The sequence below is a fragment of the Ruminococcus bicirculans (ex Wegman et al. 2014) genome (assembly GCF_000723465.1).
Classification (GTDB): Bacteria; Bacillota; Clostridia; order Oscillospirales; family Ruminococcaceae; genus Hominimerdicola; species Hominimerdicola aceti.
Genome location: NZ_HF545616.1, coordinates 1250537 through 1272932 on the forward strand (window position 1 = coordinate 1250537; position 22396 = coordinate 1272932).

The window sequence follows — 22396 nt, forward strand, 5'->3', positions numbered from 1 at the left end:
ACTGTAGGTTTGTCAATCATATTGGACACTATTATTAAGAAATTCGATAGGCGAAAACCATTTGAGGGGACGCATAGGACGGTTGTTTGTTCGACTTAAACGTGCAGCTAGCTGCACGTTTAAGTCGTCGCAGGAATAAAACCTATGGCACGAATAGAATTTGTTGTGATCTTCTCGGTGACTGCGCTCTACTTTGCCATTGTGCCTGGGCGTATATGGACGAATGAGTTTGTGTTCAATGCCAAGTTGTGAGAGCGTATTCTCAAACAGCGTTTTCTTGTCTCTTTTGCTTGGCGAAAAGCGATTAGTAAATTCAAATCCATTGTCGGTCTGAATACATTTCACCGTTATTCCTCTGCGTTTGTACCATTTCACCAGCCTTTTTACAAAGTCTGCTGAAGAATAGGTGCTTTGCTCCTCATATCCGTATAAAAATCTTATCCTGGTATACTCATCGATCGCCGTGTATTGGTACAGCTTCATCTCTGGGTCAGCTATACACTTTCTCGGAACTACCTTTACGTCCACCTGAATACGCTCTCCGGGGTATGTCATCTGCTCGTATGGCTTTGGTTTATACGTCGCTTTCTTCGGCTTTTTCGGAAGCATTCCTAGTTTTTTCATAACCCTGTAAAGACTTTCAAGACAGCGTGTATACCCTTGTTTTCTGAGACGATGCCATAGTTCGGGAAGCTCAAGCGTTGGGTTTCGTTTGTGATACCTTTTGATAAGATCTATTTCTTCCTTGGTATGCTCATTGGGATGATGATGCGGTCGGCGTGATTTAACTGCAAGGGACTCCACACTTCCGTCCCAGCGTTTCAGCCAGAAATATATATATGAACGTGATTTATTGTATTTTCTGCTCGCTCGGCTCACTCCATATTTCTTTGCGTAATTCATTAAGGATTGACGAAACTTCATATCTTGTGTTATACTATTCATGAGAGATAGGCTTCCTTTCTGATTTGTATTTGTGTGGTAACTTTATTTTATCAGATTTTTGCCTATCTCTCTTTTCTTTTTTCTTAATTTTGTCCAATATCTATTGTAGCACTACACAATATCAAAAAGAAATTTATCTCACCCCCTTGTAATTTGTTTTGAAATTTGATATAATAAATCTATATGAGTATTTGACGGCTTTTGCCGCCTTTGGATAAAGGATCGAGGCTTTTATGGACGATAATAAAAAATTCGGCGACGTTTCTCAGGAGGATATTGACAAGGCTAAAAAAGCCGCCCCTGACGACCTAAAGGAAAAACAGCCCGTGAATGTTATGGACGAGGTCTTTGAATGGGCTGAATCTTTTGTGTTCGCTATGTTTATGGTGATCCTGATATTTACTTTTTTCTTCAGGATAGTTCTTGTTCAGGGTCCTTCTATGCGTGAGACCTTGCAGGATCAGGATAGACTTATAATCACTCACATAAATTATACACCGCAAAAGGGCGATATCGTTGTTATCAACAGCGAAAAGCTTGGCAAAACTATAATCAAGCGTGTTATCGGCACCGGTGGGGATAAGGTTGTCGTTGATTATAATAACAACACTGTTACCGTCAACGGTAAGGTCATTTCAAATGACAATATCAGGGAAGCTATGTATAACACTAATCTCTTTGATGAGGAATATGAAGTGGAAGAAAATGTTTTTGAGTATGACGTGCCTGAGGGCAAGCTGTTCGTCATGGGTGATAACAGAAATAATTCCACAGACAGCAGAAGGATAGGCTTTATCGACCCGTCTGACGTGCTTGGTAAGGCAGTTTTAAGGCTTTATCCATTTGACAGCTTTGGTAAGGTAAGTTGAAAAAGCAGGGTAAAAGAGCTGTTGATAATCTGTTCGACTTTCTTGAGATCATAGTCATGGCAATGTTCGTGGTCGTGCTTGTTTTTACTTTTGTGTTTAGAACAGTGAATGTACAAGGACAGTCAATGCAGGACACTCTTTTTGAAAATGATTCTCTTGTTATATCAAAACTGCTTTATACGCCAAAGCAGGGGGATATAGTTGTGGTCAACTCGTCTGTTCTTGACAATAGGATAATCAAACGTATCATTGCCGTAGAAGGGCAAAAGGTCGAGATAGACAACAAGTCGGCTATAGTCAAGGTCAACGGAGCAGTGCTTGATGAGAGCTATATTAAGTGCGACGGCAGCTTTGATGACGAGTATTTTGATGAAAGATACTATAATAAAGAAAGTGAAGTTTATGAATATGAAGTGCCTGCGGGATGTTGCTTTGTAATGGGCGACAACCGAAATCATTCCACAGACAGCCGTGTAATAGGATATGTGCCATATGACGAGATAGTCGGCAGAGTTCTGTTTCGATTTGCGGCAGGCAATGATGAGGGCGTTGGTAAGGTAGATTGAGTTAGAGTAAGGAGGAAGATATGAGCGAAGTATCTCACGTTCAGTGGTTTCCTGGACATATGGCAAAAACACGCCGCATAATGGCGTCAAATCTAAAGCTTGTGGACGCAGTGGTGGAAATAACTGACGCTCGTATCCCGTTTTCAAGCAGAAACCCTGAAATGAAGCGTATCGTAGGCTCAAAGCCAAGGCTTGTGCTTCTCAACAAGGCTGATTCAGCCGATCCGGAAGTAACGGCAATGTGGCTCGACTATTATGCAAAACAGGGGATCACAGCTCTTGCTACAGATTGTAGGAGTGGCAAAAACGTAAGCAAGTTTTATGGAAAGCTCAAAGAGCTTTTAAAGGACGATATTGAGAAATGGAATGCCAAGGGTATGTCTGGCAGACCTATAAGAATAATGATAGTGGGTATACCAAACGTTGGCAAGTCGTCATTTATAAACAGACTTGCAGGGTCAAGGCTTGCAAAAGTTGAGGACAGACCCGGTGTTACAAGAGGCAAACAGTGGGTGAAGCTTGATGAGGGCTTTGAACTTTTGGATATGCCTGGTGTGCTGTGGCCTAAGTTTGAGGATAAGCTTGTTGGCGAAAGGCTCGCATTTACAGGTGCAGTCAAGGACGATATCATGGACATGGAATATCTTGCCTGTCGTCTGCTTGAGTTTTTGAAAGAGAACTATCCTGAGCTTATCGAGAAACGTTATGGCATCAGAACAGATGATATAGAGCCTGCTGACGAGGAAACTATCGGCTGTGTGGTAGGCTTTGAGCTTCTTGAAAGAATAGGCAGAAAGCGTGGCTTTTTAGTTTCTGGCGGAGAGATAAATACCGAAAGGGCAGCCATTACAGTTATGGACGAGTTCAGAAATGGTACTCTCGGCAGACTTACTCTTGAAAAGCCGAAGGGGTATTGATATGACGCTCAGCGAGTTTGACAACGAGATAAGAAAAGATTATAACGTGGTGTGCGGCTGCGATGAAGCTGGCAGAGGTCCTCTTGCAGGAGATGTGTTTGCGGCGGCTGTGATATTTGATAAGGACACAGTTATAGAGGGGATAAACGACAGCAAAAAGCTTACAGCGAAAAAGCGTGAGGAGCTTTTTGATGAGATAATGGAAAAAGCAGTTGACTTTTCTATACAGACCGCAACAGTGGAAGAGATAGAGGATATAAATATACTTAACGCCGCAATGCTTGCAATGAAAAGAGCGGTGGAGGATATGGACACAAAGCCTGATGTCTGCCTTATCGACGGGAACAAGACCCCTGAGGGGCTTGAGTGTCCTGCCATAGCGGTGGTAAAGGGAGATGCCAAAAGTCAGGCAGTGGCGGCGGCTTCAATTCTTGCAAAGGTCGCAAGGGACAGGTATATGGAGCAAATGGCTGAACAATATCCTGAGTATCGGTTTGAGAAGCATAAGGGCTATGGCACAAAGCTCCACTATCAGATGATAGACCAGTATGGACCATGCGGGATACATAGAATGAGTTTTCTCAAAAAGTATTATGCAAAGAAAAATGGGCATTGACCATACCCAGCGCCGAAAGGCGGGCAATATCGGGGAGGACGCAGTTTGCGGCTTTCTTGTAAGACACGGGTATGAGATAATAAAGAGGAATTTTACCGTCAGAGGCGGTGAAATAGATATAATCGCAGAGAAAGCGGATATCATAGCCTTCGTGGAGGTCAAAACTAGGGAGCATGGCTCTCTTACCTCCGCTGAAGAGGCTGTTGATCCGGTCAAGCAGCGGCGTATCGTTCAGACAGCACAGGCTTTTTGTAAGGGGATGTTAGAGCCTGTGTGCTGTCGGTTCGATGTTGCGGCGGTGGAGCTGGAGAACGGCAGAGTCAAAAAGCTGAGATATTATGTGAACGCTTTTGATGCAAGTATGAAATAAAGACCATGGGTCGGATATGCCGAACGAACTGTGTCTGTAGGGGCGAACACTGTTCGCCCGTGACGTGGAATGTTAGACGTTATCTGAACAAATGGTCTGTAAATAGCCGACACCTGTCGGACATCTAAAACAAGAAGGGTTGTTGTTTATGTTTTACAAAAGTACAAGAAACAGCGAAGTAAAGGTTTCGTCTGCACAGGCGATAGCACAGGGCATTTCTGAGGACGGCGGTCTTTTCGTTCCGTCTGAGATACCTGCCATAACACTTGATGATATCAAGGCTCTTGGCGAAAAAAGCTACGCTGAGAGAGCATTTTTCGTTTTTTCAAAGTACCTCACAGATTTCACAGAGGCTGAGATACGCTACTGTGTAGAGGGTGCTTACAACACAAAGAATTTCGACACAGACAATATTGCAGAGCTTGCTCACCTTTTTGACGGCACTTATATGCTTGAACTGTGGCATGGTCCAACTTGTGCATTTAAGGATATGGCTCTCCAGATACTTCCATATCTGCTCACAACTTCTATCAAGAAGCTTGGCGTTGACAAGAAGGTAGTTATCCTCGTTGCTACATCAGGCGACACTGGCAAGGCTGCTCTCGAGGGCTTCAAGGACGTTGAGGGTACAGAGATACTCGTGTTCTATCCAGAGGACGGCGTTTCAGCTATGCAGAAAAAGCAGATGACAACTCAGGAGGGCGGCAACGTCGGCGTTTGCGCTATCAAGGGTAACTTTGACGACGCTCAGACAGGTGTTAAGACTATCTTCACAAGCAAGGAAACTGCCGACAAGCTTGCTGAGAACGGCATGATGTTCTCCTCTGCAAACTCTATCAACTGGGGCAGACTTGCACCACAGATAATCTACTATGTATCTACATACGCTCAGCTTGTTGCTGATGGCGAGATCGAGCTTGGCGACAAGATAAATATTGTTGTTCCAACAGGCAACTTCGGTAATATCCTCGCAGGCTACTATGCAAAGCATATGGGCATTCCTGTTAATAAGCTTATCTGTGCTTCAAACGCAAATAACGTCCTCACAGACTTTATCAAGACTGGCGTTTATGACAGAAATCGTCCGTTCCATACAACTATCTCACCTTCTATGGATATCCTTATTTCCTCTAACCTTGAAAGACTTCTCTATCACCTTAGCGGCTCTGATGACGCTCAGATAAGAGAGTGGTTCGGCAGCCTTTCCAAGACTGGCAGATATGAGGTAACAGACGAAGTGAAGAAGGCTATCGCTGACGAGTTCTATGCAGGCTGCTGCGACGATGAGCAGACAAAGGCTTGCATCAAGGAGATCTATGACGAGTATTCATACACCTGCGACACTCACACAGCCGTTGCAGTGAAGGTGTACAAGGACTATGCGGCTGCTACAGGCGACAAGACAAAGACTGTTATCGCTTCAACAGCAAGCCCATATAAGTTCTCAGGCTCAGTTCTTGCAGCTATCGGTAAGGATACAAACGCTGACGAGTTTGGTCTTGTTGACGAGCTTGCCGAGGTTTCAAAGATACCTGTTCCTGCTTCACTTGCTGCACTTAAGGATAAGGAAGTAAGATTCACAAAGGTAATCGACAAGGCTGATATGAAGGACTACATCTACTCAGCTCTGGGTATTTGATATGTACCCGTCCGACTATTGTCGGGCGGAGGTCAGCGCACAGCGTATGTCCACTGACCATGGCGAGGGGAATTAGCCTCTTGCCTTGAATGTCTTGCACTCTGTTTCGTCACAGCAGTTAGGGTCGGTGCAGGTACAGCCTACATTGATCTTGCCTGCGGTACATTCGCAGTTGTTGCTGTTGTAAACGCAGTTGTCTACGTTGCAGTGGATACCGTAAATTCTATCCTTCTCCATTTGTACATCGCTCCTTCTGCAGCTTTTTGCTGCAAAAGTAGTATGTGCATGAGTGGTCGGGATAATACATGAAGTTTCTGGAATGGAGGAAAAACCGTGAGCCTATTTGCCATTGCCGACTTGCATTTGTCGCTGGGTACAGATAAACCAATGGATATATTCGGCGGCTGGTCTGACTATGTGACAAAGCTTGAAACAAACTGGCAGAACAAAGTTCGTCCAGAGGACACTGTGGTGATACCGGGTGATATCTCGTGGGGAATGAATTTTGAGCAGTCGAAAAAAGACTTCGAGTTCATAAATAAGCTCAACGGCAGAAAAATAATATCCAAGGGCAATCATGATTATTGGTGGAACACCAAGAACAAAATGGATAAATTTTTCGCAGAAAACGGTTTTGATACCATAAATATCCTGCATAATAATCATTACAGTTATGATGGCTACGGCATATGCGGAACGAGAGGCTGGATAAGCGATAATGGTGAACCTGCAGATCAGAAGGTTCTGGCAAGGGAAGCAGGCAGACTTGCACTCTCTATCGAGTCTGCACAAAAGGCAGGCTTAGAGCCTGTGGTGTTTTTGCATTATCCGCCGCTTTTCGGCAATAGCTGCAATTATGATATGCTTGAAGTGCTTCATAAATACGGCATAAAAAAGTGTTTTTACGGACACCTTCACGGAAGAGCCCACGCTTATGCAATAAACGGCACTCGTGACGGAGTGGAATATCGGCTTATAGCTAGTGATTTCTTGCATTTTGACCCATTGGACATAACGAAAATTGTGCAAAGTGACAATTTATAAAAAAATGCTGGAAATGACAATATATTTGTGCTATAATGTATAAGATACATTTATATAATGGAGGAATAATAAATGAGTTTAAAAGCTACAAACAATGTTGAAACCAATAAGTACGAGCTTGAGATCGAGATCTCTGCTGAGGATTTTGAGGCTGCAATAGAGAAAGCTTATCTTAAAGCAAGAAAGAATATCGCTATGCCTGGCTTCCGTAAGGGTAAGGCTCCTAGAAAGCTTATCGAAAAGGAATACGGCGAGCAGGTGTTTTTTGAGGACGCTGTAAATCTTCTGTACGCTCCTGTTGTAAACGGCGCAGTTGAAGAGTCCGGTCTGGAACTTGTTACTCGCCCAGAGGTAGAGGTAACTGAGATCAGCAAGGAAAACGGTGTAAAGCTCAAGGCAACTTGCATCACAAAGCCTGAGGTTGAAGTTAAGGACTATAAGGGTATAGAAGTTGAAAAAGTTGTCAATCCTGTAACTGATGAGGATATCAACAAGCAGCTTGACGCTCTCAGAGAGAAGAATGTAACTGTTGAGACAGTTGACGACAGAGCTGCTGAGAACGGTGACGACGTTGTTATCGACTTCGAGGGCTTCAAGGACGATGTTGCTTTCGAGGGTGGTAAGGCAGAAGACTTCACACTGTCACTTGGAAGCGGTCAGTTCATTCCTGGCTTTGAGGATCAGATCGTTGGTCACAACGCCGGTGAGGATTTCGACATCAACGTAACATTCCCTGATGAGTATCAGGTAAAGGAACTTGCAGGCGCACCTGCTGTATTCAAGATCAAGCTCAAGAGCATATCAAAGAAGGTTATGCCTGAGCTGGACGATGATATGGTAAAGGATTCAACAGAGTTCGATACAGTTGACGAATACAAGGCTGACGTTAAGAAGAAGCTTGAGGAAGCTAACGAGAAGCACGCTGATTCTGAGGTAGAGGCTAAGATATTCGATAAGGTCATCGAGAACATGACAGCTGAGATCCCACAGGTTATGTTTGACAACAGAGTAAACGAGATGATAAGCGAGCTGGAGCAGAGACTTGCACCACAGGGCATCTCACTTGATCTCTATATGCAGTATACAGGTCAGACTATCGACACTGTAAAGAAGGCATATGCTGAGCAGGCTGAGAAGCAGGTCAAGCTCAGACTTGCACTTGAAAAGATCGCAAAGCTTGAGAATATCGAGGTAACTGAGGACGAGCTCAAGGCTGAGTTTGATAAGCTTGCTGAGGCTTACAAGCTTGACGTTGACCAGATCAAGCAGTTTATCCATGATGACGACCTTAAGAAGGATATTGCAGTTGGCAAGGCTGTTGACCTTATCAAGGACGCAGCAGTTATAAAGTAAGATAATTTATGCTTTCGCCCGCATGACCTTATGCGGGCGAAAATAGATTAAGGAGGCAATTTTATGGCATTGGTACCTTATGTAGTGGAACAGACAAGCAGAGGCGAGAGAAGCTATGACATTTATTCCCGCCTGCTCAATGACAGAATAATCATGCTCTGCGACCAGATAGACGACGCAGTGGCAAGCGTAGTAGTGGCACAGCTGCTTTATCTTGAGGGACAGGATCCTGAAAAGGATATCGACCTTTATATAAACAGCCCTGGAGGAGTTATCACTGCCGGCATGGCTATCTATGATACTATCCAGTATATCAAGTGTGACGTGTCAACTATATGCATGGGTATGGCTGCTTCAATGGGTTCATTCCTGCTTTCAAGCGGCACAAAGGGTAAGAGATTTGCTCTGCCAAACAGTGAGATACTCATTCATCAGCCTCTTATCGCAGGCGGCGGAATTTCTGGTCAGTGTACAGATATCAAGATACATTCTGACCACATGGTAAAGACCAGAGAGAAGCTCAACAGGATACTTGCCCAGAACACAGGCAAGCCTATCGAGCAGATCAACATCGACACTGAGCGTGACAATTATATGACAGCTCAGGAGGCTCTTGAATACGGTCTTATCGACAAGGTAATAACTAACAGATAGGTTCGGTGAAATAAATGGCTAATGATACAATAAGAAAATGCTCGTTCTGCGGCAAGCCTGAGGACAAGGTTAGAACACTTTTTTCAGCAGGCACGAGCCACATTTGTGACGAGTGTGTACTTTATTGCTATAATGTTCTGGCTGAGCAGGAGGGACTTCCTACAACGAAGCAGCGCGGCAAGGGTAAAAATGCAGCTGACAGCGGCATAACCCTTAAGAAGCCTGCGGAGATAAAGGCAGTTCTTGACGAGTATGTTATCGGGCAGGAGGAAGCAAAGATAGCGCTTTCTGTTGCGGTATACAATCATTACAAGAGAATTTTGTCACTCAATGACGATGATGACGTAGAGATACAGAAAAGTAACGTTTTGCTTCTTGGACCAACAGGAACAGGAAAGACTTTGCTTGCACAGACTTTGGCAAGGCTTCTGAACGTGCCTTTTGCTATTGCTGACGCTACTACGCTCACAGAGGCAGGCTATGTAGGCGATGATGTTGAAAACGTGCTTACAAGGCTTATTCAGGCGGCAGATTATAATGTTGAAGCGGCTCAGAACGGTATTATTTATATCGACGAGATAGATAAGATATCAAGAAAATCGGAGAACGTTTCTATCACAAGAGATGTAAGCGGTGAGGGCGTACAGCAGGCACTTCTTAAGATAGTAGAGGGCTGTGTGTCCAATGTGCCTCCACAGGGTGGCAGAAAGCACCCACATCAGGAGTTCATACAGATAGATACGAAGAATATTTTGTTTATCTGTGGCGGAGCTTTTGAGGGACTTGACAGTGTTATCAAGAAGCGTACAGAGTCATCATCACTTGGTTTTGGCGGAAAGGTCAAGAGCAAGGAGGATGATAACAATGTGATGAAGAGGGTAGTACCACACGATCTTGTTAAGTTCGGTATCGTACCAGAGCTTGTGGGCAGACTTCCTGTTATCACGGTTCTTGACGAGCTTGACGAGGACGCACTTTGCAGGATCTTGACAGAGCCAAAGAACTCGCTTATCAAGCAATACACGAAGCTTTTCAAGCTTGACAACATCGATTTTGAGATCACAGAGGACGCAAAGCGAGAGATAGCCAAGAGGACTATTGAAGAAAAGACAGGAGCAAGAGGACTTAGGGCGATAGTTGAGAAGATACTCACAAAGCTCATGTTTGAAGCTCCATCTGATGATGAGATAGTTGGCATAAAGATTACGGCTGAATGTGTTCGTGGCGAAGCAGAGCCTGAGATAACTCGTGCGGTAAGCTCGGCCAGAAAAAAATAATAGTACAAATCTTTGTACAGATAAATGAGAGGCGGAGTATTCTGCCTCTTTTTTTGTTGCATATCTGCGTTATCCGCACATTATTTATTTGTTTAACAAACCATGTAGGGGCTGGCGCCCTCGACAGCCCGCTTTTTGGACGTTACATCTTGTAATTTATTGCACAAACTTTGAGAAAACGCACAATTTGTGGTAGGGACGAGCATTGTTCACCCGTTTCGGTCGCTTGCATAAATTTGTCACAATCAAAAAAATTCGACACTTTGATATCGGGACGTCGGGGGCGCCGTCCCCTACATTTTGTTGTTTACGATACGAGTTCATGAAGCTAACGGGCGACACTCCCCACTTTGACCGCATTTTCCCTTGAATTATGCGGAAATATGTGCTATACTAAAGAAAATACACTATAGGGGGTATCCATATGAATGAACTTATCCAACAGTTTATTACTGATGAAGTCACTGCTCTCACTTACTCCGACCTTTGGAACTTTGTCAACTCCAACTCCATTTGCCGTGGTACTTTCGAGGGCAATAATCACATTATCATGAAAATCTCCTCTAATCAATTCATTATTTATCGCATTTGCCTTGGTATGGAAAACACCAAATATCAGGAAGCTGTTCTTGTTGCAAAAACCTACCTGCTTAAAAAGATAAACAGCATGGCTTATCAGCTTCATTTAGAGGATATTCAGAACATTTTAGACTAATTGCATTTTAAGGAGATCATAAAATGAGTGTGCCTTTGGCTGAACGAATTAGACCCAAAACCCTTGATGATATTGTGGGACAGACCCACCTGTTAGGCGAAAATAAACCTCTCAGGCGTATTATCGAAAGCGGTAAAATACCGAATATGATTTTTTATGGTCCGTCAGGTGTTGGCAAAACTACGGTCGCAAGAATGATAGCAAATAATGCTAATATGACTATGCATAAGCTTAACGGCACAAGTGCTTCTATTGCTGATATCAAGCAGATAGTTGCTGAAACTGAGACACTCAGCGGCATTAATGGTATCTTGCTTTATCTTGACGAGATACAGTATCTTAACAAAAAACAACAGCAATCGCTTCTTGAATACATTGAAAACGGCAAGATAACTCTTATCGCTTCTACCACTGAAAATCCGTATTTTTATGTGTACAATGCTATAATTAGCCGTTCAACTGTGTTTGAGTTCAAGCCGCTGACTTCGGAGGAAATCTTGCCTGCAATAAAGCGTGCTTTTCAGCTTATGGCTGATGAGTTGGGGTTGAAACTGCGTCTTGAAAATGGTGTGTTGGAGCATATCGCAAGGGGCTGTGGCGGTGATGTGAGAAAGTCAATAAATACAGTGGAGCTTTGCATACTTTCGGCAGATAATGACGGTGAAAAGCTCACCGTGAACCTTGATAATGTGAAGCTTCTAACTCAGCGTAGCAATATGCGCTATGACCGTGCAGGCGATGAGCATTATGATATTCTGTCGGCTTTGCAGAAGTCAATAAGAGGTTCTGACGAGAACGCCGCACTTCATTATGCCGCACGGCTTATGGAAGCGGGGGATATCATTTCTCTGTGCAGACGGCTGCTTGTTATCGCAAGCGAGGATATAGGACTTGCGTATCCTATGGCGGCGGTAGTGACGAAATCCTGCGTTGATTCGGCATTGCAGTTGGGACTGCCTGAAGCAAGGATACCATTGGCGGAAGCTGTGGTTCTTCTTGCCACTGCTCCAAAATCAAATTCTGCTGAATCAGCAATAGACGCAGCTTTAGCAGATGTGAGAAATGGTGATTTTGGAGATTATCCACGGCATTTGCAGAATAAGCATTTTGACGGCGAGGGCGCAAAAGTGAAAGGACAGCACTATCTTTATCCCCATGACTATCCAAACCATTGGGTGAAACAGCAGTATCTGCCTGATAAGCTTGTGGGGAGGACTTATTATCAGTATGGTGAGAATAAGACGGAGCAAATGGCGAAAGCCTATTGGGAGAAGATAAAGAAGTGAGAAATGGAAAAAACGAAAAGAGCGAAGCAATTTTGCGGCAGTAAAACCTATTCTCCACAAAAATTAATCGCCGCAGGCGATACCTTAATTCCTCACTCCTCACTCCTCATTCCTCACTACAAAAAAATTTTCGTTGACATGAAAAGAAAAATACGTTATAATAAAAGAGAACGGAATGTCCGTAAAATTTTATGATGGGAGTAATTTCGATGAAAATAATGGATACTATCGGCTTTGTTGAAAATGTCGATAAAGAAGTCGGCGAAGCAATGGAAGCTGAGCTGGCAAGACAGAGAAGAAATCTTGAGCTTATCGCAAGCGAAAATATCGTTTCACCTGCCGTTATGGCTGCAATGGGTTCTGTGCTTACTAATAAGTATGCTGAGGGATATTCTGGTAAGAGATATTATGGCGGCTGTCAGTGCGTTGACGTTGTGGAGGATATAGCTGTTGAAAGAGCCTGCAAGCTTTTCGGTGCTAAGTATGCTAACGTTCAGCCACATTCTGGCGCTCAGGCTAACACTGCTGTTTATTTTGCTCTTCTTAAGCCAGGCGACACTGTTATGGGTATGAGCCTTGACGCTGGCGGACACCTTACACATGGCTCACCTGTAAACCTTTCAGGTAAGTATTTTAATTTCGTTCCTTACGGCGTAAATGACGAGGGTTATATCGACTACGAGGCTCTTTATAAGCAGGCTAACAAGTGCAGACCTAGACTTATTGTTGCCGGTGCAAGTGCTTATCCAAGAGCTATCGACTTTGAGAAGCTTTCTGAGATAGCAAAGGCTGTCGGTGCATATCTTATGGTAGATATGGCACATATTGCAGGACTTGTTGCTGCAGGCTGTCATCAGTCACCAGTACCATATGCTGACATTGTTACAACAACAACACATAAAACTCTGAGAGGACCAAGAGGAGGACTTATACTCACAAACAACGAGTATATAGCTAAGAAGATAAATTCTGCTATTTTCCCAGGCACACAGGGCGGTCCTCTTATGCACGTTATCGCTGCAAAGGCAGTTTGCTTTGGCGAGGCTCTAAAGCCTGAGTTCAAGGCATACGGTGAGCAGATCGTAAAGAATGCACAGGCTCTTGCAAAGGGACTTCTTGACAGAGGATTCAATCTTGTATCAGGTGGCACAGACAATCATCTTATGCTTGTTGACCTCAGACCATTCCACATCACGGGCAAAGAGTTTGAGAAAAAGCTTGACGAGGTTTACATCACTGTAAACAAAAATGCTATCCCTAACGACCCTGAGAAGCCATTTGTAACCAGCGGTGTAAGAGTTGGTACAGCGGCAGTTACCACAAGGGGACTTGTTGAGGAGGATATGGACGTTATTGCAGAGTGTATGTATCTCACAGCAACAGACTTTGACAATAAGGCTGATGAGATCAGAGAAAAGGTAAACGCTATCTGCAAGAAATATCCACTTTACGAATAATTGTACGGATTTATATACTGTTGATACACATAGGGAGCGGCTTAGGTCGCTCCCTTTTTCTCAATAATATATGAATAAATCTCTCTTTTGGTTGATTTTTAACAGAGATCGTGTTATAATAATCTTTTAGAGTATAATTAAAAGGTGGGATATACTTTGCCAATTAAAATACCAAATGACCTTCCTGCGTTCCAAACGTTGGAAAATGAGAATATATTCGTTATTCCCGATGACAGAGCCGCTCATCAGGACATTCGTGCCTTGAAGATCGCTATCGTTAATCTCATGCCTGACAAAATTGCGACAGAAACGCAGCTTCTGCGTCTTTTGAGCAACACACCTCTTCATGTTGACATCGACCTTATTCAGATGAGCAGTCATATGTCAAAAAACACCTCTTTGGAGCATATGCTCGCTTTCTACAAGAACTTTGACGAGGTTTGTGATAATCGTTATGATGGTCTTATAATCACTGGTGCGCCTGTTGAGCAAATGGAGTATGAAGACGTTGATTACTGGGACGAGCTTTGCAGAGTTTTTGAATGGTCAAAGACCAATGTTTTCTCAACTATCCACATATGCTGGGGCGCTCAGGCTGGGCTTTATTACCATTATGGTGTTCCCAAATATCCTTTGAAAGAGAAGATGTTTGGCAATTTCAAGCACCATATCGACTATCCCGAAAGCATTATTCTTAAAGGCTTTGGAGATGTTTTCCATTGTCCGCACTCACGCCATACTGAGGTGCGTCGTGAAGATATTGAAAAGGTGGACGACCTTATAGTGGTGGCAGTGTCAAACGAGGCGGGTGTGCATCTTGTTTCAGATAGGACACAAAGACAGTTTTTTCTGTTCGGTCACTGGGAATATGATCGTGAGACCATTGCAAAAGAGTATTTCAGAGATAAGGAAAAGGGGTTGCCTATACAGATACCATATAGCTATTTCCCTGACGATGATCCAGAAAATAAGCCTATTTTCAATTGGAGCTGTTCGGCTAATCTGCTTTATTCAAACTGGCTCAACTACTGCATTTATCAGAAAACGCCATATGATCTTAACGAACTTGAGCCACTGGGGACTGCACAATGAAGAACGGAAGACATATAGCTGAGTTTTACGGTGTTGGAGTAATGCTCGCAATAGTGGGTGGCTATCTTGATGCTTATACCTACATCAGTCGTGACCACGTTTTTGCAAATGCACAGACAGGTAACATGGTGTTGTTGGCTATCAATATCAAAGAGGGAAGCTGGCTGAAGGTCTTTCTTTATCTCATGCCTATACTGTCCTTTATGCTTGGCGTGCTGATAGTGGAAGCTGTGAAGCTTAAATTCAATGAACACCCGAGGATACATTGGCATAGGATCATAATCGGTGTGGAGCTTGTGGTGCTGACTATTGTGGGATTTATCCCTGCTGGTACGCTTAACACATTGGCGAATATCCTAGTTTCTTTTACCTGTGCAATGCAGGTGGAGGGTTTTAGGAAAATGGACGGAAAGCCTTTCGCTACCACGATGTGTACTGGCAATCTTAGAAGCGGTACGGATAATCTGTTTCAGTATTTGAAAACTAAGGATAAGCAAAAGCTTGGTAATGCAATGCAGTATTATGGCATAATCCTTTGCTTTATCGGTGGAGCGGCATTGGGTGCATTTGTCACAGAATTGCTTGAAACTAAAGCGGTGTTTGTTGCTTTGACAGGTCTTGTTATCGCACTCTGCATTTTAAGAAGCGACGACGATAAATTAGCAGAAGGTAAGTGACGATCACCCACAAGCTTCAAGACAAAAAATATCTTACAAAAGCAAATATCAAGGAGGTAATGTAAAATGGTATATACTGTAACATTCAATCCTGCTATCGACTATGTTGTTCATACAGGGGAAATGAAGCTTGGGTCTACCAACCGCTCAGATAGGGAAGAGATGTATTTCGGTGGCAAGGGTATAAATGTTTCTGTAGTTCTTAGAGAGCTGGACATTCAGTCAAAGGCACTTGGCTTCACTGCAGGCTTCACAGGTGAAGCTATCGAGAACGGATTAGCGGAAATGGGAATTGATACAGATTTTGTTCATCTCAAAAACGGTAATTCCCGTATAAATGTGAAAATAAAATCTGCTGAGGAAACAGAACTGAACGGTCAGGGTCCTGATATAGATGATGAGGCTGTGAATAAGCTTTTTGCAAAGCTTGATAAGCTTCAGGACGGAGATACGCTTATACTCGCAGGAAGCATACCTGCCTCGCTGCCTTCTGATATCTATGAGAAGATACTGGAAAGGCTCGCGCACAAGAATATCAGAACAGTAGTGGACGCAACAAAAGACCTGCTTCTCAATGTGCTTAAATATAAACCTTTCCTTATCAAGCCTAACAACCACGAGCTTGGCGAGATGTTCGGAGTGACACTCACTAATGATGAGGAGATAGAAAAATACGCACGTAAGCTTAAAGAAATGGGTGCTGTGAACGTGCTTATCTCAATGGCAGGGGACGGCGCAATGCTTATTGACGAAAACGGTGAAATACATCGCTGTGGAGTATGTAATGGTAAGGTGAAAAATTCCGTTGGTGCAGGCGATTCAATGGTGGCAGGCTTTACCGCTGGTATATTGCATGGCGATTATGAATATGCTCTTAAACTTGGCACAGCCGCTGGCGGTGCGACTGCTTTTTCTGATGGGCTTGCTCAAAAAGAAAAAATCGCAGAGCTTCTTGAAACTCTCTGAAAAAATATAGGGACGCGGAGCAATGGCAGTTTCAGGTGCAACTTTTACTGCTTCTGGCGGAAATGTTCCATTAGGCTTTCTTGGCGCATTGCTTGCAGGTTTCCTTAGGAAAGTTACAGAATAGTCTTTACAAATATAAGAAAATATAATATAATAATGTTAACAATCATAAATAAATTAAGTTTCAGAAAAGGAGAGATCTATTATGGTATCAAAGGTCGTAAAAGTAGTAAATGCAGAGGGACTTCATATGCGTCCGGCAGGTATCGTTGCAAAGGCTGCTAAGGAGCATCCTGAGTGCGAGATCATGATGAAAGCAAACGGCAAGGACATCAAGGCTAAGGCTGTTATGCAGATAATGGCAGCAGGTATCAAGAAGGACACTGAGGTAGAGATAATCGTAACAGGCGAAAACGAGCAGGCTGTGCTTGACGAGTTCGTTAAAATGTTTGAGGACGGTTTCGGCGAATAATTCCTTATATCTTCCAAAAAAATTCAGACAAGACCGTAGCGTAAACTGCGGTCTTTCTGAGTAATATGACGTTGTAAAAAATCCAAAAGAGAGAAATACATATGGACAAAAAATATCTTTTACTACTTGCACAAAAATTTCCTACTATAGACAGTGCCGCCAGCGAGATAGTAAATCTATCTGCAATACGCAGTATGCCAAAGGGTACGGAATACTTTTTCAGCGATATCCACGGGGAGTATGAAGCCTTTTTGCATATGCTAAAAAGCGCATCGGGCATGATAAAAAACAAGATAGACCTGACCTTAGGAAAAGCAGTTTCCTCGGCAGAGCGTGAAGCCCTTGCCTATCTTATCTATTATCCCGACAAGCAGCTAAAGCGTTTGCGTGATAAAAACGGGCTTTCAGACGAGTGGCGCAGACTTACTATCTATCGTCTGATACTTGTTTGCGAGGCGGTGTCGGCAAAGTATACACGTTCTAGAGTGCGAAAGAGCATACCAAAGGATATGGTCTATATACTTGACGAGCTGCTTAATGTCACTGATGATGTGGTAAAGGAATATTACTATGATGAGATAATCACCACAATTCTTGACACTGGAATCGCAGACCGCTTTATAAAGTCCCTTTGTGAGCTTATACAATCTCTTGCAATCGACAAGCTGCATATTATCGGAGATATATATGACCGTGGTCCAAGAGCAGATATTATTATGGACGAGCTTATGAAAATGCACGATGTCGATATACAGTGGGGCAACCATGACATTTCGTGGATGGGTGCGGCTTCAGGTAATCTTGCTCTTATTGCAAATGTTATCCGTATCTCCATGCGATACAATAACTTTGACGTTCTCGAGGACGGCTATGGATTAAATCTTCGTGCGCTGGCGGTCTTTGCAGGAGAAACATATAAAAACGATGAGTGCGAAATTTTCATGCCACAGACACTTGATGATAATATCTATGACCCTGTTGATGCAAAGCTTGTGGCAAAAATGCACAAGGCTATCACAGTTATACAGCTAAAGCTAGAGGGGCAGCTTATCAGGCGGCACCCTGAATGGAAACTATCTCACCGTGACCTTTTCAGCAAGGTGGACTTCGCAAATGGCACTATAACAATAGACGGGCAAACTCATAAGCTTCTTGACGGCAATTTTCCTACAGTTGATCCTGTCGATCCTCTTGCGCTTACCGAAGGCGAAAATGAGCTTATGACGATTCTTGCAAACTCGTTTATGCACAGCGACAGGCTCAACACACATATGCGTTTTTTATATTCAAAAGGCTCAATGTATAAGACCATAAACGGCAATTTGCTTTTCCACGGCTGTATCCCTCTTGATGAAAATGGAAAGCTTCTGAGCTTAAGTATAGCAGGAGAGCAGTATTCGGGTAAGGCAATGCTAGATAAGCTTGACGAAATAGCCAACAAGGCATATTTCTTACAGCCTTGTGAGGAGAAAAGCAACTGTGCAGACCATTTGTGGTATCTGTGGAGCGGCGCACGTTCGCCTCTTTATGGCAAGGACAAAATGGCGTTTTTTGAGCGATATTTCCTTGAAGATAAAAAGCTTCACAAGGAAAATTATAATGCCTATTATCACTTCTCAGAGAAGCCTGAGATATGCGGAAAGATACTTGAAATGTTTGGGCTTGACCCACAGCGTGGACATATCATAAACGGTCATGTACCTGTAAAGATAAAAAATGGTGAAAGCCCTGTCAAGGCAGACGGCCGGCTGTTCGTTATTGACGGTGGTATCTCAAAGGCTTATCAAAAAGCCACCGGTATCGCAGGCTACACTCTTATTTATGATTCCCACAGCCTTAATCTTGCGGAGCATAAGCCGTTTATTGCAGGAGAGAGTGAGCATACTCCTGAGATACATATGGTGGAAAGACTTGACCGCCGGGCAAACATTTCAGATACCGACAAGGGAAGGGAACTGCTTTTGCAGATAAACGATCTCCGTGACCTGTTGGACGCTTATCGCTCTGGAGATATCAAAGAAGGTTATAAGGTATTTTAGATGTTCTGAAAGGAGCTTAACACATGGAAAAGGGAGAACTGAACTGGGCTGTTATCGGCTGTGGCGTTATCGCAAACGAAATGGCAAAGCTTAGAAAAGAATGGGGACTTAAATACCCAAATGAGCTATGGTGATATCCTCTTAATGATTCTAACAAGTTAAAAGGCACTGGCTTCAATTGGAAGCCGATGCCTTTTTTATTTTTTGTTTTGCTGTGAAAACAAGTACAAATTATAGTACAAATAAATTACAAGTACAAAAATATGTACGTTTATCACACGAATTCAGAGCATATATTTTTGTAACATTCATTGGTGGAATAGACCCATTTTGTGAGCCTGCCGCTGGTGATGAAATAGTTTATCTTTGAGGGAAAAACGCTGTTTTCAAATACGTCTACGATAATGAGCTTGACTTTCATTTTTTCGGGGATAAGAGCTTTTATGTAAACACTTGCTGCCTGCCCCACACGCACATTTTCTCTTGGTTCAGCAAGTCCTGCAAGGTTCGGAGCAAGCTCTATAAAAATACCGTATGGTTCAATGGAGCGTACTATCCCACCTACAGTTTCTCCTGTGGAGAACAATGCTGCATTTTCTTCCCATGTGCCTAAAAGTTCCTTGTGAGAAAGGCATATCCTGTCCTCGTCACAGCTTTTTACCACAGCATATATGTCCTGACCGTTGAAAAATCTGTCGTTGGGGTGGGTGATGCGTGAGACGGATATGGCGTCTATTGGTATAAGTGATGGAAGACCACAGCCTATGTCAACAAAGCACCCGAAAGGCTCAAGGTGTGTTACCTTTGCCGGTATAACGTCCCCTGATGTGAGGGTACTTATATATCGTTCAATGCACTCTTCTTGTGCAAGACGCCTTGACAACCTGCATATGACCTCGCCCTTTTCGTGAACAATATCTGTCACCTTGAAGCATACCGTTTTGTTTACCCTAGAAAGTAATGCTATGTCTTTTGTTTTGCCTTCTTGTATTCCGATTGCTCCCTCTGATCTTGGGATTATTCCTTTGCCAAAGGGAAGCTCTACTATTATGTTGTGTTCGCTGTCACAAAGCACAGCATGACCCTCCAGTATCAATCCCTGAGCCATTGCCTCAGCCATTGTTCGTTCGCTTTGAAGATAATATCGGTTTTCAGGGCTATTGAAGATCTTGCCCTCAGGTAAATATTTTTTCATTATTTTGCCTCTTTCCCCACAGATTTTTTTAAAACAGCAGGATCTCTGTGGTTGATCCATTGATTTTGTTCATATTCTGCACATATTTTATTTGTGATAATTGTGCGTGAACTCTTGCTGATACAGTAAATTAATATTCAATGTGCTGAAATATTAGTACAATTTTTATATTCTTTGCTTCAAATTATAAACAAAAATAAAAAAAACTATAAAAAAGCTTGACAAATGTAATTGTGCGTGTTACAATAGTGTAGTAATTTGTAATCAGTTTGTAACTTTCTTAACCGTTATCGTTACAGATTGATACATAATTTTAATCGACCGTAATAAAATTAAATAGCGGCACAGACATGACCGCCGCTAATTAAAAGAAAGGGTGTGAATTGGCAATGCAGCGTGTATGCGTTGTAAAGCCGTATTATTAATGGATCATTCAGCAAGTTTTATTTCAGCAAAGAATAAGTCACTGAAAGTTATAGTGATGTTTATTGCAGCACTTATGACATTTTTGGTAATGACAGAGGGATTTAGTGCCGATGCTGCTGCGGCAAAGCTTTCGACTCCTAAGATGACAGCTCAGATTAACTATGGAAGTGAGTTCACTCATCCGTATAACAAGCAGACAAACACTATCAAGGTGCATTGGAGCAAGGTAAAAGGTGCTTCAAACTATGAGCTATACATCAAGGGTGGCAAATATAAGAGTTGGAAGAAATACAAGACAGTCAAGAACACGAACTGCACTGTTACAGGTCTTCAGAGAACGACTTCATATCAGTTCAGAGTAAAGGCTGTAAATGGCTCTGCCGCTTCTGCTTACTCAAAGACACAGACAATAAAGACAGCAAGAATGGACTTCAATAAGGCAGGCTGGGAAGCAATGTGCCGTATAGTTTATCATGAGGTCGGCAAGATGTCAGGTTCAGAGTGGGATAAGCCTATCGTTTATGTTGCAGATTGTGTTGCAAACCAGTATGTTGCCGCAAAGTACACAAAGAATGCAATGTGGAGATCCTACTATGCAAGATATAACAATGTTCAGGATATCATTTATAAGAGCGGCGGATTTATGTCATCTGCACAGCTTTCAAGGGACGGAGCAAATTATTCAAACGTTTCCAGAAGAGTAAAGCAGGCTGTTTTTGGTGCAGTATATGGCAAAACTCACCTTAACGGTATTGCTAATGACTATAATGTTTACTTCTGGTGCAACAGAAGCTACAAGACAAACAGCAGTAAGATAGCCTACTCGTTTAAAATTCCTTGGGGTTATTTCAATGTTTGGAGAACCTATTGGGGATAATTGTAATACTATTATAGAATTATGTGAAAGAAGAGCAGAACAAAGCGTCTGCTCTTTTTTCGTTGACAAGAATGTAGCGGTGTGGTAAAATAAAGTTGATAAAAGCAGGGAGGAATCAGAATGCTTGTGGGTGCGGTCGGCTATAATTATCGCCATAGAAAAGATTTTATTATGGATTGCCCTCAAGGGGTGGGTAGTCCTCTTATATTGCTCATAAAAGAACCGTCGGTGTTCGTCATAAATGGAATCGAGCATAGGGCAGAGAAAAATTCTTTTATCCTGCTTTCACCGGATACCCCTGTGAAATACCATGCCGCAGAAGAGTTTTATACCGATGATTGGCTTTATTTCAATTATGAGAAGGGCGATAAGGAAAAATTTGAAAGTCTTGATGTTCCTAAAGATGCACTGGTATACCTTGGAAATATCGATGAGCTTAGTCAGATAATACGCTCGGTAGCATATGAGTATCAGCTCATGAAAGAGGGGCATGAGGAAGTAACACGGTGCTATATGGAGATCTTTTTGTTAAAGCTTGCAAGACAGCTAAAGTGTACAGACAAAAAGTCCTGTATTATTACTGACAGGAACAGCCGCTTTATGCAGCTCAGAGCATACATATACGCAATGCCTGAGGACATCGCAGACGTAGGCAGCATGGCATGGGATATGGGCATAAGCAGGTCAAGTTTTCAGCATATGTATAAGAAAATGTTTGGAGTGAGCGTCATGACAGACGTTATAAGCGCACGAATGGAAAGAGCCAGTCAGCTTCTTGCAACGACAAATCTCAGCGTAAGGGAAGTGGCTGAGAGGTGCGGTTATACTAATGAATATGGTTTTATGAAGCGGTTTAAAATGCACTTTGGAAAAACTCCAACGGAGTTTCGGAGTATGCTCTGACAACGGCGGATAAACTTTAGACGGCATAACAAAAGAGGTCA

General features: G+C 42.9%; 23 protein-coding genes. 20 read left to right on the forward strand and 3 right to left on the reverse strand.

Going from position 1 to position 22396, the window contains the following annotated elements; all coding sequences use genetic code 11:
• Nucleotides 1–12 precede the first annotated feature (12 nt).
• Entirely contained in the window at nucleotides 13–945 is a 933-nt protein-coding gene (locus tag RBI_RS05660) for an IS481 family transposase (protein ID WP_038671142.1), read from the reverse strand.
• 233 nt (nucleotides 946–1178) lie between these two features.
• On the opposite strand from RBI_RS05660, the gene lepB (RBI_RS05665) reads away from it, so the two are divergent.
• The 6 genes from lepB (RBI_RS05665) to thrC all read left to right on the forward strand — a co-directional run bounded on the left by lepB (RBI_RS05665) (nucleotide 1179) and on the right by thrC (nucleotide 5922).
• Nucleotides 1179–1814, forward strand: a complete 636-nt coding sequence (gene lepB, locus RBI_RS05665) for a signal peptidase I (protein ID WP_051706514.1) — start codon at nucleotides 1179–1181, stop codon at nucleotides 1812–1814.
• Nucleotides 1811–2380 carry a signal peptidase I gene (lepB, locus tag RBI_RS05670; protein ID WP_051706516.1) on the forward strand — a complete coding sequence of 190 codons (570 nt, stop codon included), beginning with the start codon at nucleotides 1811–1813 and terminating at the stop codon, nucleotides 2378–2380. Before lepB (RBI_RS05665) ends, lepB (RBI_RS05670) begins: the two co-directional genes overlap by 4 nt.
• A 20-nt stretch (nucleotides 2381–2400) precedes the next feature.
• Entirely contained in the window at nucleotides 2401–3297 is an 897-nt protein-coding gene (gene ylqF / locus RBI_RS05675; protein ID WP_022286696.1) for a ribosome biogenesis GTPase YlqF, read from the forward strand.
• 1 nt (nucleotide 3298) lies between these two features.
• Nucleotides 3299–3913 carry a ribonuclease HII gene (locus tag RBI_RS05680; protein WP_038671652.1) on the forward strand — a complete coding sequence of 205 codons (615 nt, stop codon included), beginning with the start codon at nucleotides 3299–3301 and terminating at the stop codon, nucleotides 3911–3913.
• Entirely contained in the window at nucleotides 3891–4283 is a 393-nt protein-coding gene (locus RBI_RS05685) for a YraN family protein (protein WP_038671654.1), read from the forward strand. Before RBI_RS05680 ends, RBI_RS05685 begins: the two co-directional genes overlap by 23 nt.
• Before the next feature lie 148 nt (nucleotides 4284–4431).
• Complete coding sequence (gene thrC, locus RBI_RS05690; RefSeq protein ID WP_038671656.1) at nucleotides 4432–5922, forward strand: threonine synthase; 1491 nt, start codon at nucleotides 4432–4434, stop codon at nucleotides 5920–5922.
• 72 nt (nucleotides 5923–5994) lie between these two features.
• On the opposite strand, the gene RBI_RS14550 is transcribed toward thrC, so the two are convergent.
• Nucleotides 5995–6159 (reverse strand): DUF1540 domain-containing protein, encoded by a 165-nt coding sequence (locus tag RBI_RS14550; protein WP_022286700.1) that lies wholly within the window; start codon nucleotides 6157–6159, stop codon nucleotides 5995–5997.
• 96 nt (nucleotides 6160–6255) lie between these two features.
• On the opposite strand from RBI_RS14550, the gene RBI_RS05695 reads away from it, so the two are divergent.
• The 12 genes from RBI_RS05695 to RBI_RS05755 all read left to right on the forward strand — a co-directional run bounded on the left by RBI_RS05695 (nucleotide 6256) and on the right by RBI_RS05755 (nucleotide 18954).
• On the forward strand, nucleotides 6256–6966 hold the full coding sequence (locus RBI_RS05695; RefSeq protein WP_022286701.1) for a metallophosphoesterase: 711 nt from the start codon (nucleotides 6256–6258) through the stop codon (nucleotides 6964–6966).
• Nucleotides 6967–7038: 72 nt separating this feature from the next.
• Complete coding sequence (tig, locus tag RBI_RS05700; RefSeq protein WP_038671658.1) at nucleotides 7039–8319, forward strand: trigger factor; 1281 nt, start codon at nucleotides 7039–7041, stop codon at nucleotides 8317–8319.
• Nucleotides 8320–8382: 63 nt separating this feature from the next.
• Nucleotides 8383–8973 (forward strand): ATP-dependent Clp endopeptidase proteolytic subunit ClpP, encoded by a 591-nt coding sequence (gene clpP, locus RBI_RS05705; RefSeq protein ID WP_022286703.1) that lies wholly within the window; start codon nucleotides 8383–8385, stop codon nucleotides 8971–8973.
• Nucleotides 8974–8987: 14 nt separating this feature from the next.
• Complete coding sequence (gene clpX / locus RBI_RS05710; RefSeq protein ID WP_022286704.1) at nucleotides 8988–10250, forward strand: ATP-dependent Clp protease ATP-binding subunit ClpX; 1263 nt, start codon at nucleotides 8988–8990, stop codon at nucleotides 10248–10250.
• 424 nt (nucleotides 10251–10674) lie between these two features.
• Nucleotides 10675–10965, forward strand: coding sequence for a hypothetical protein (locus tag RBI_RS05715; RefSeq protein ID WP_022286705.1), 291 nt, complete (start codon nucleotides 10675–10677; stop codon nucleotides 10963–10965).
• Between the two features lie 23 nt (nucleotides 10966–10988).
• Complete coding sequence (locus tag RBI_RS05720; protein WP_038671660.1) at nucleotides 10989–12251, forward strand: replication-associated recombination protein A; 1263 nt, start codon at nucleotides 10989–10991, stop codon at nucleotides 12249–12251.
• A gap of 209 nt (nucleotides 12252–12460) precedes the next feature.
• Nucleotides 12461–13708, forward strand: coding sequence for a serine hydroxymethyltransferase (gene glyA / locus RBI_RS05730; RefSeq protein WP_022286707.1), 1248 nt, complete (start codon nucleotides 12461–12463; stop codon nucleotides 13706–13708).
• Nucleotides 13709–13864: 156 nt separating this feature from the next.
• Nucleotides 13865–14800 (forward strand): homoserine O-acetyltransferase MetA, encoded by a 936-nt coding sequence (metA, locus tag RBI_RS05735; protein ID WP_038671664.1) that lies wholly within the window; start codon nucleotides 13865–13867, stop codon nucleotides 14798–14800.
• Complete coding sequence (locus tag RBI_RS05740; RefSeq protein ID WP_038671667.1) at nucleotides 14797–15477, forward strand: YoaK family protein; 681 nt, start codon at nucleotides 14797–14799, stop codon at nucleotides 15475–15477. Before metA ends, RBI_RS05740 begins: the two co-directional genes overlap by 4 nt.
• Nucleotides 15478–15543: 66 nt before the next feature.
• Nucleotides 15544–16443 (forward strand): 1-phosphofructokinase, encoded by a 900-nt coding sequence (gene pfkB / locus RBI_RS05745; RefSeq protein WP_038671669.1) that lies wholly within the window; start codon nucleotides 15544–15546, stop codon nucleotides 16441–16443.
• A gap of 205 nt (nucleotides 16444–16648) precedes the next feature.
• Complete coding sequence (locus RBI_RS05750; RefSeq protein ID WP_038671672.1) at nucleotides 16649–16915, forward strand: HPr family phosphocarrier protein; 267 nt, start codon at nucleotides 16649–16651, stop codon at nucleotides 16913–16915.
• Nucleotides 16916–17016: 101 nt separating this feature from the next.
• Nucleotides 17017–18954, forward strand: coding sequence for a fructose-bisphosphatase class III (locus RBI_RS05755; protein ID WP_038671674.1), 1938 nt, complete (start codon nucleotides 17017–17019; stop codon nucleotides 18952–18954).
• 274 nt (nucleotides 18955–19228) lie between these two features.
• On the opposite strand, the gene RBI_RS05760 is transcribed toward RBI_RS05755, so the two are convergent.
• A complete protein-coding gene (locus RBI_RS05760) occupies nucleotides 19229–20149 on the reverse strand; it encodes a S1 RNA-binding domain-containing protein (protein ID WP_022286716.1) in 921 nt (306 codons plus the stop codon).
• A 424-nt stretch (nucleotides 20150–20573) separates the two neighbouring features.
• On the opposite strand from RBI_RS05760, the gene RBI_RS05765 reads away from it, so the two are divergent.
• A complete protein-coding gene (locus RBI_RS05765) occupies nucleotides 20574–21452 on the forward strand; it encodes a fibronectin type III domain-containing protein (protein ID WP_038671676.1) in 879 nt (292 codons plus the stop codon).
• Between the two features lie 120 nt (nucleotides 21453–21572).
• Entirely contained in the window at nucleotides 21573–22355 is a 783-nt protein-coding gene (locus RBI_RS05770) for a helix-turn-helix transcriptional regulator (RefSeq protein WP_038671678.1), read from the forward strand.
• The last annotated feature ends 41 nt before the right edge of the window (nucleotides 22356–22396 follow it).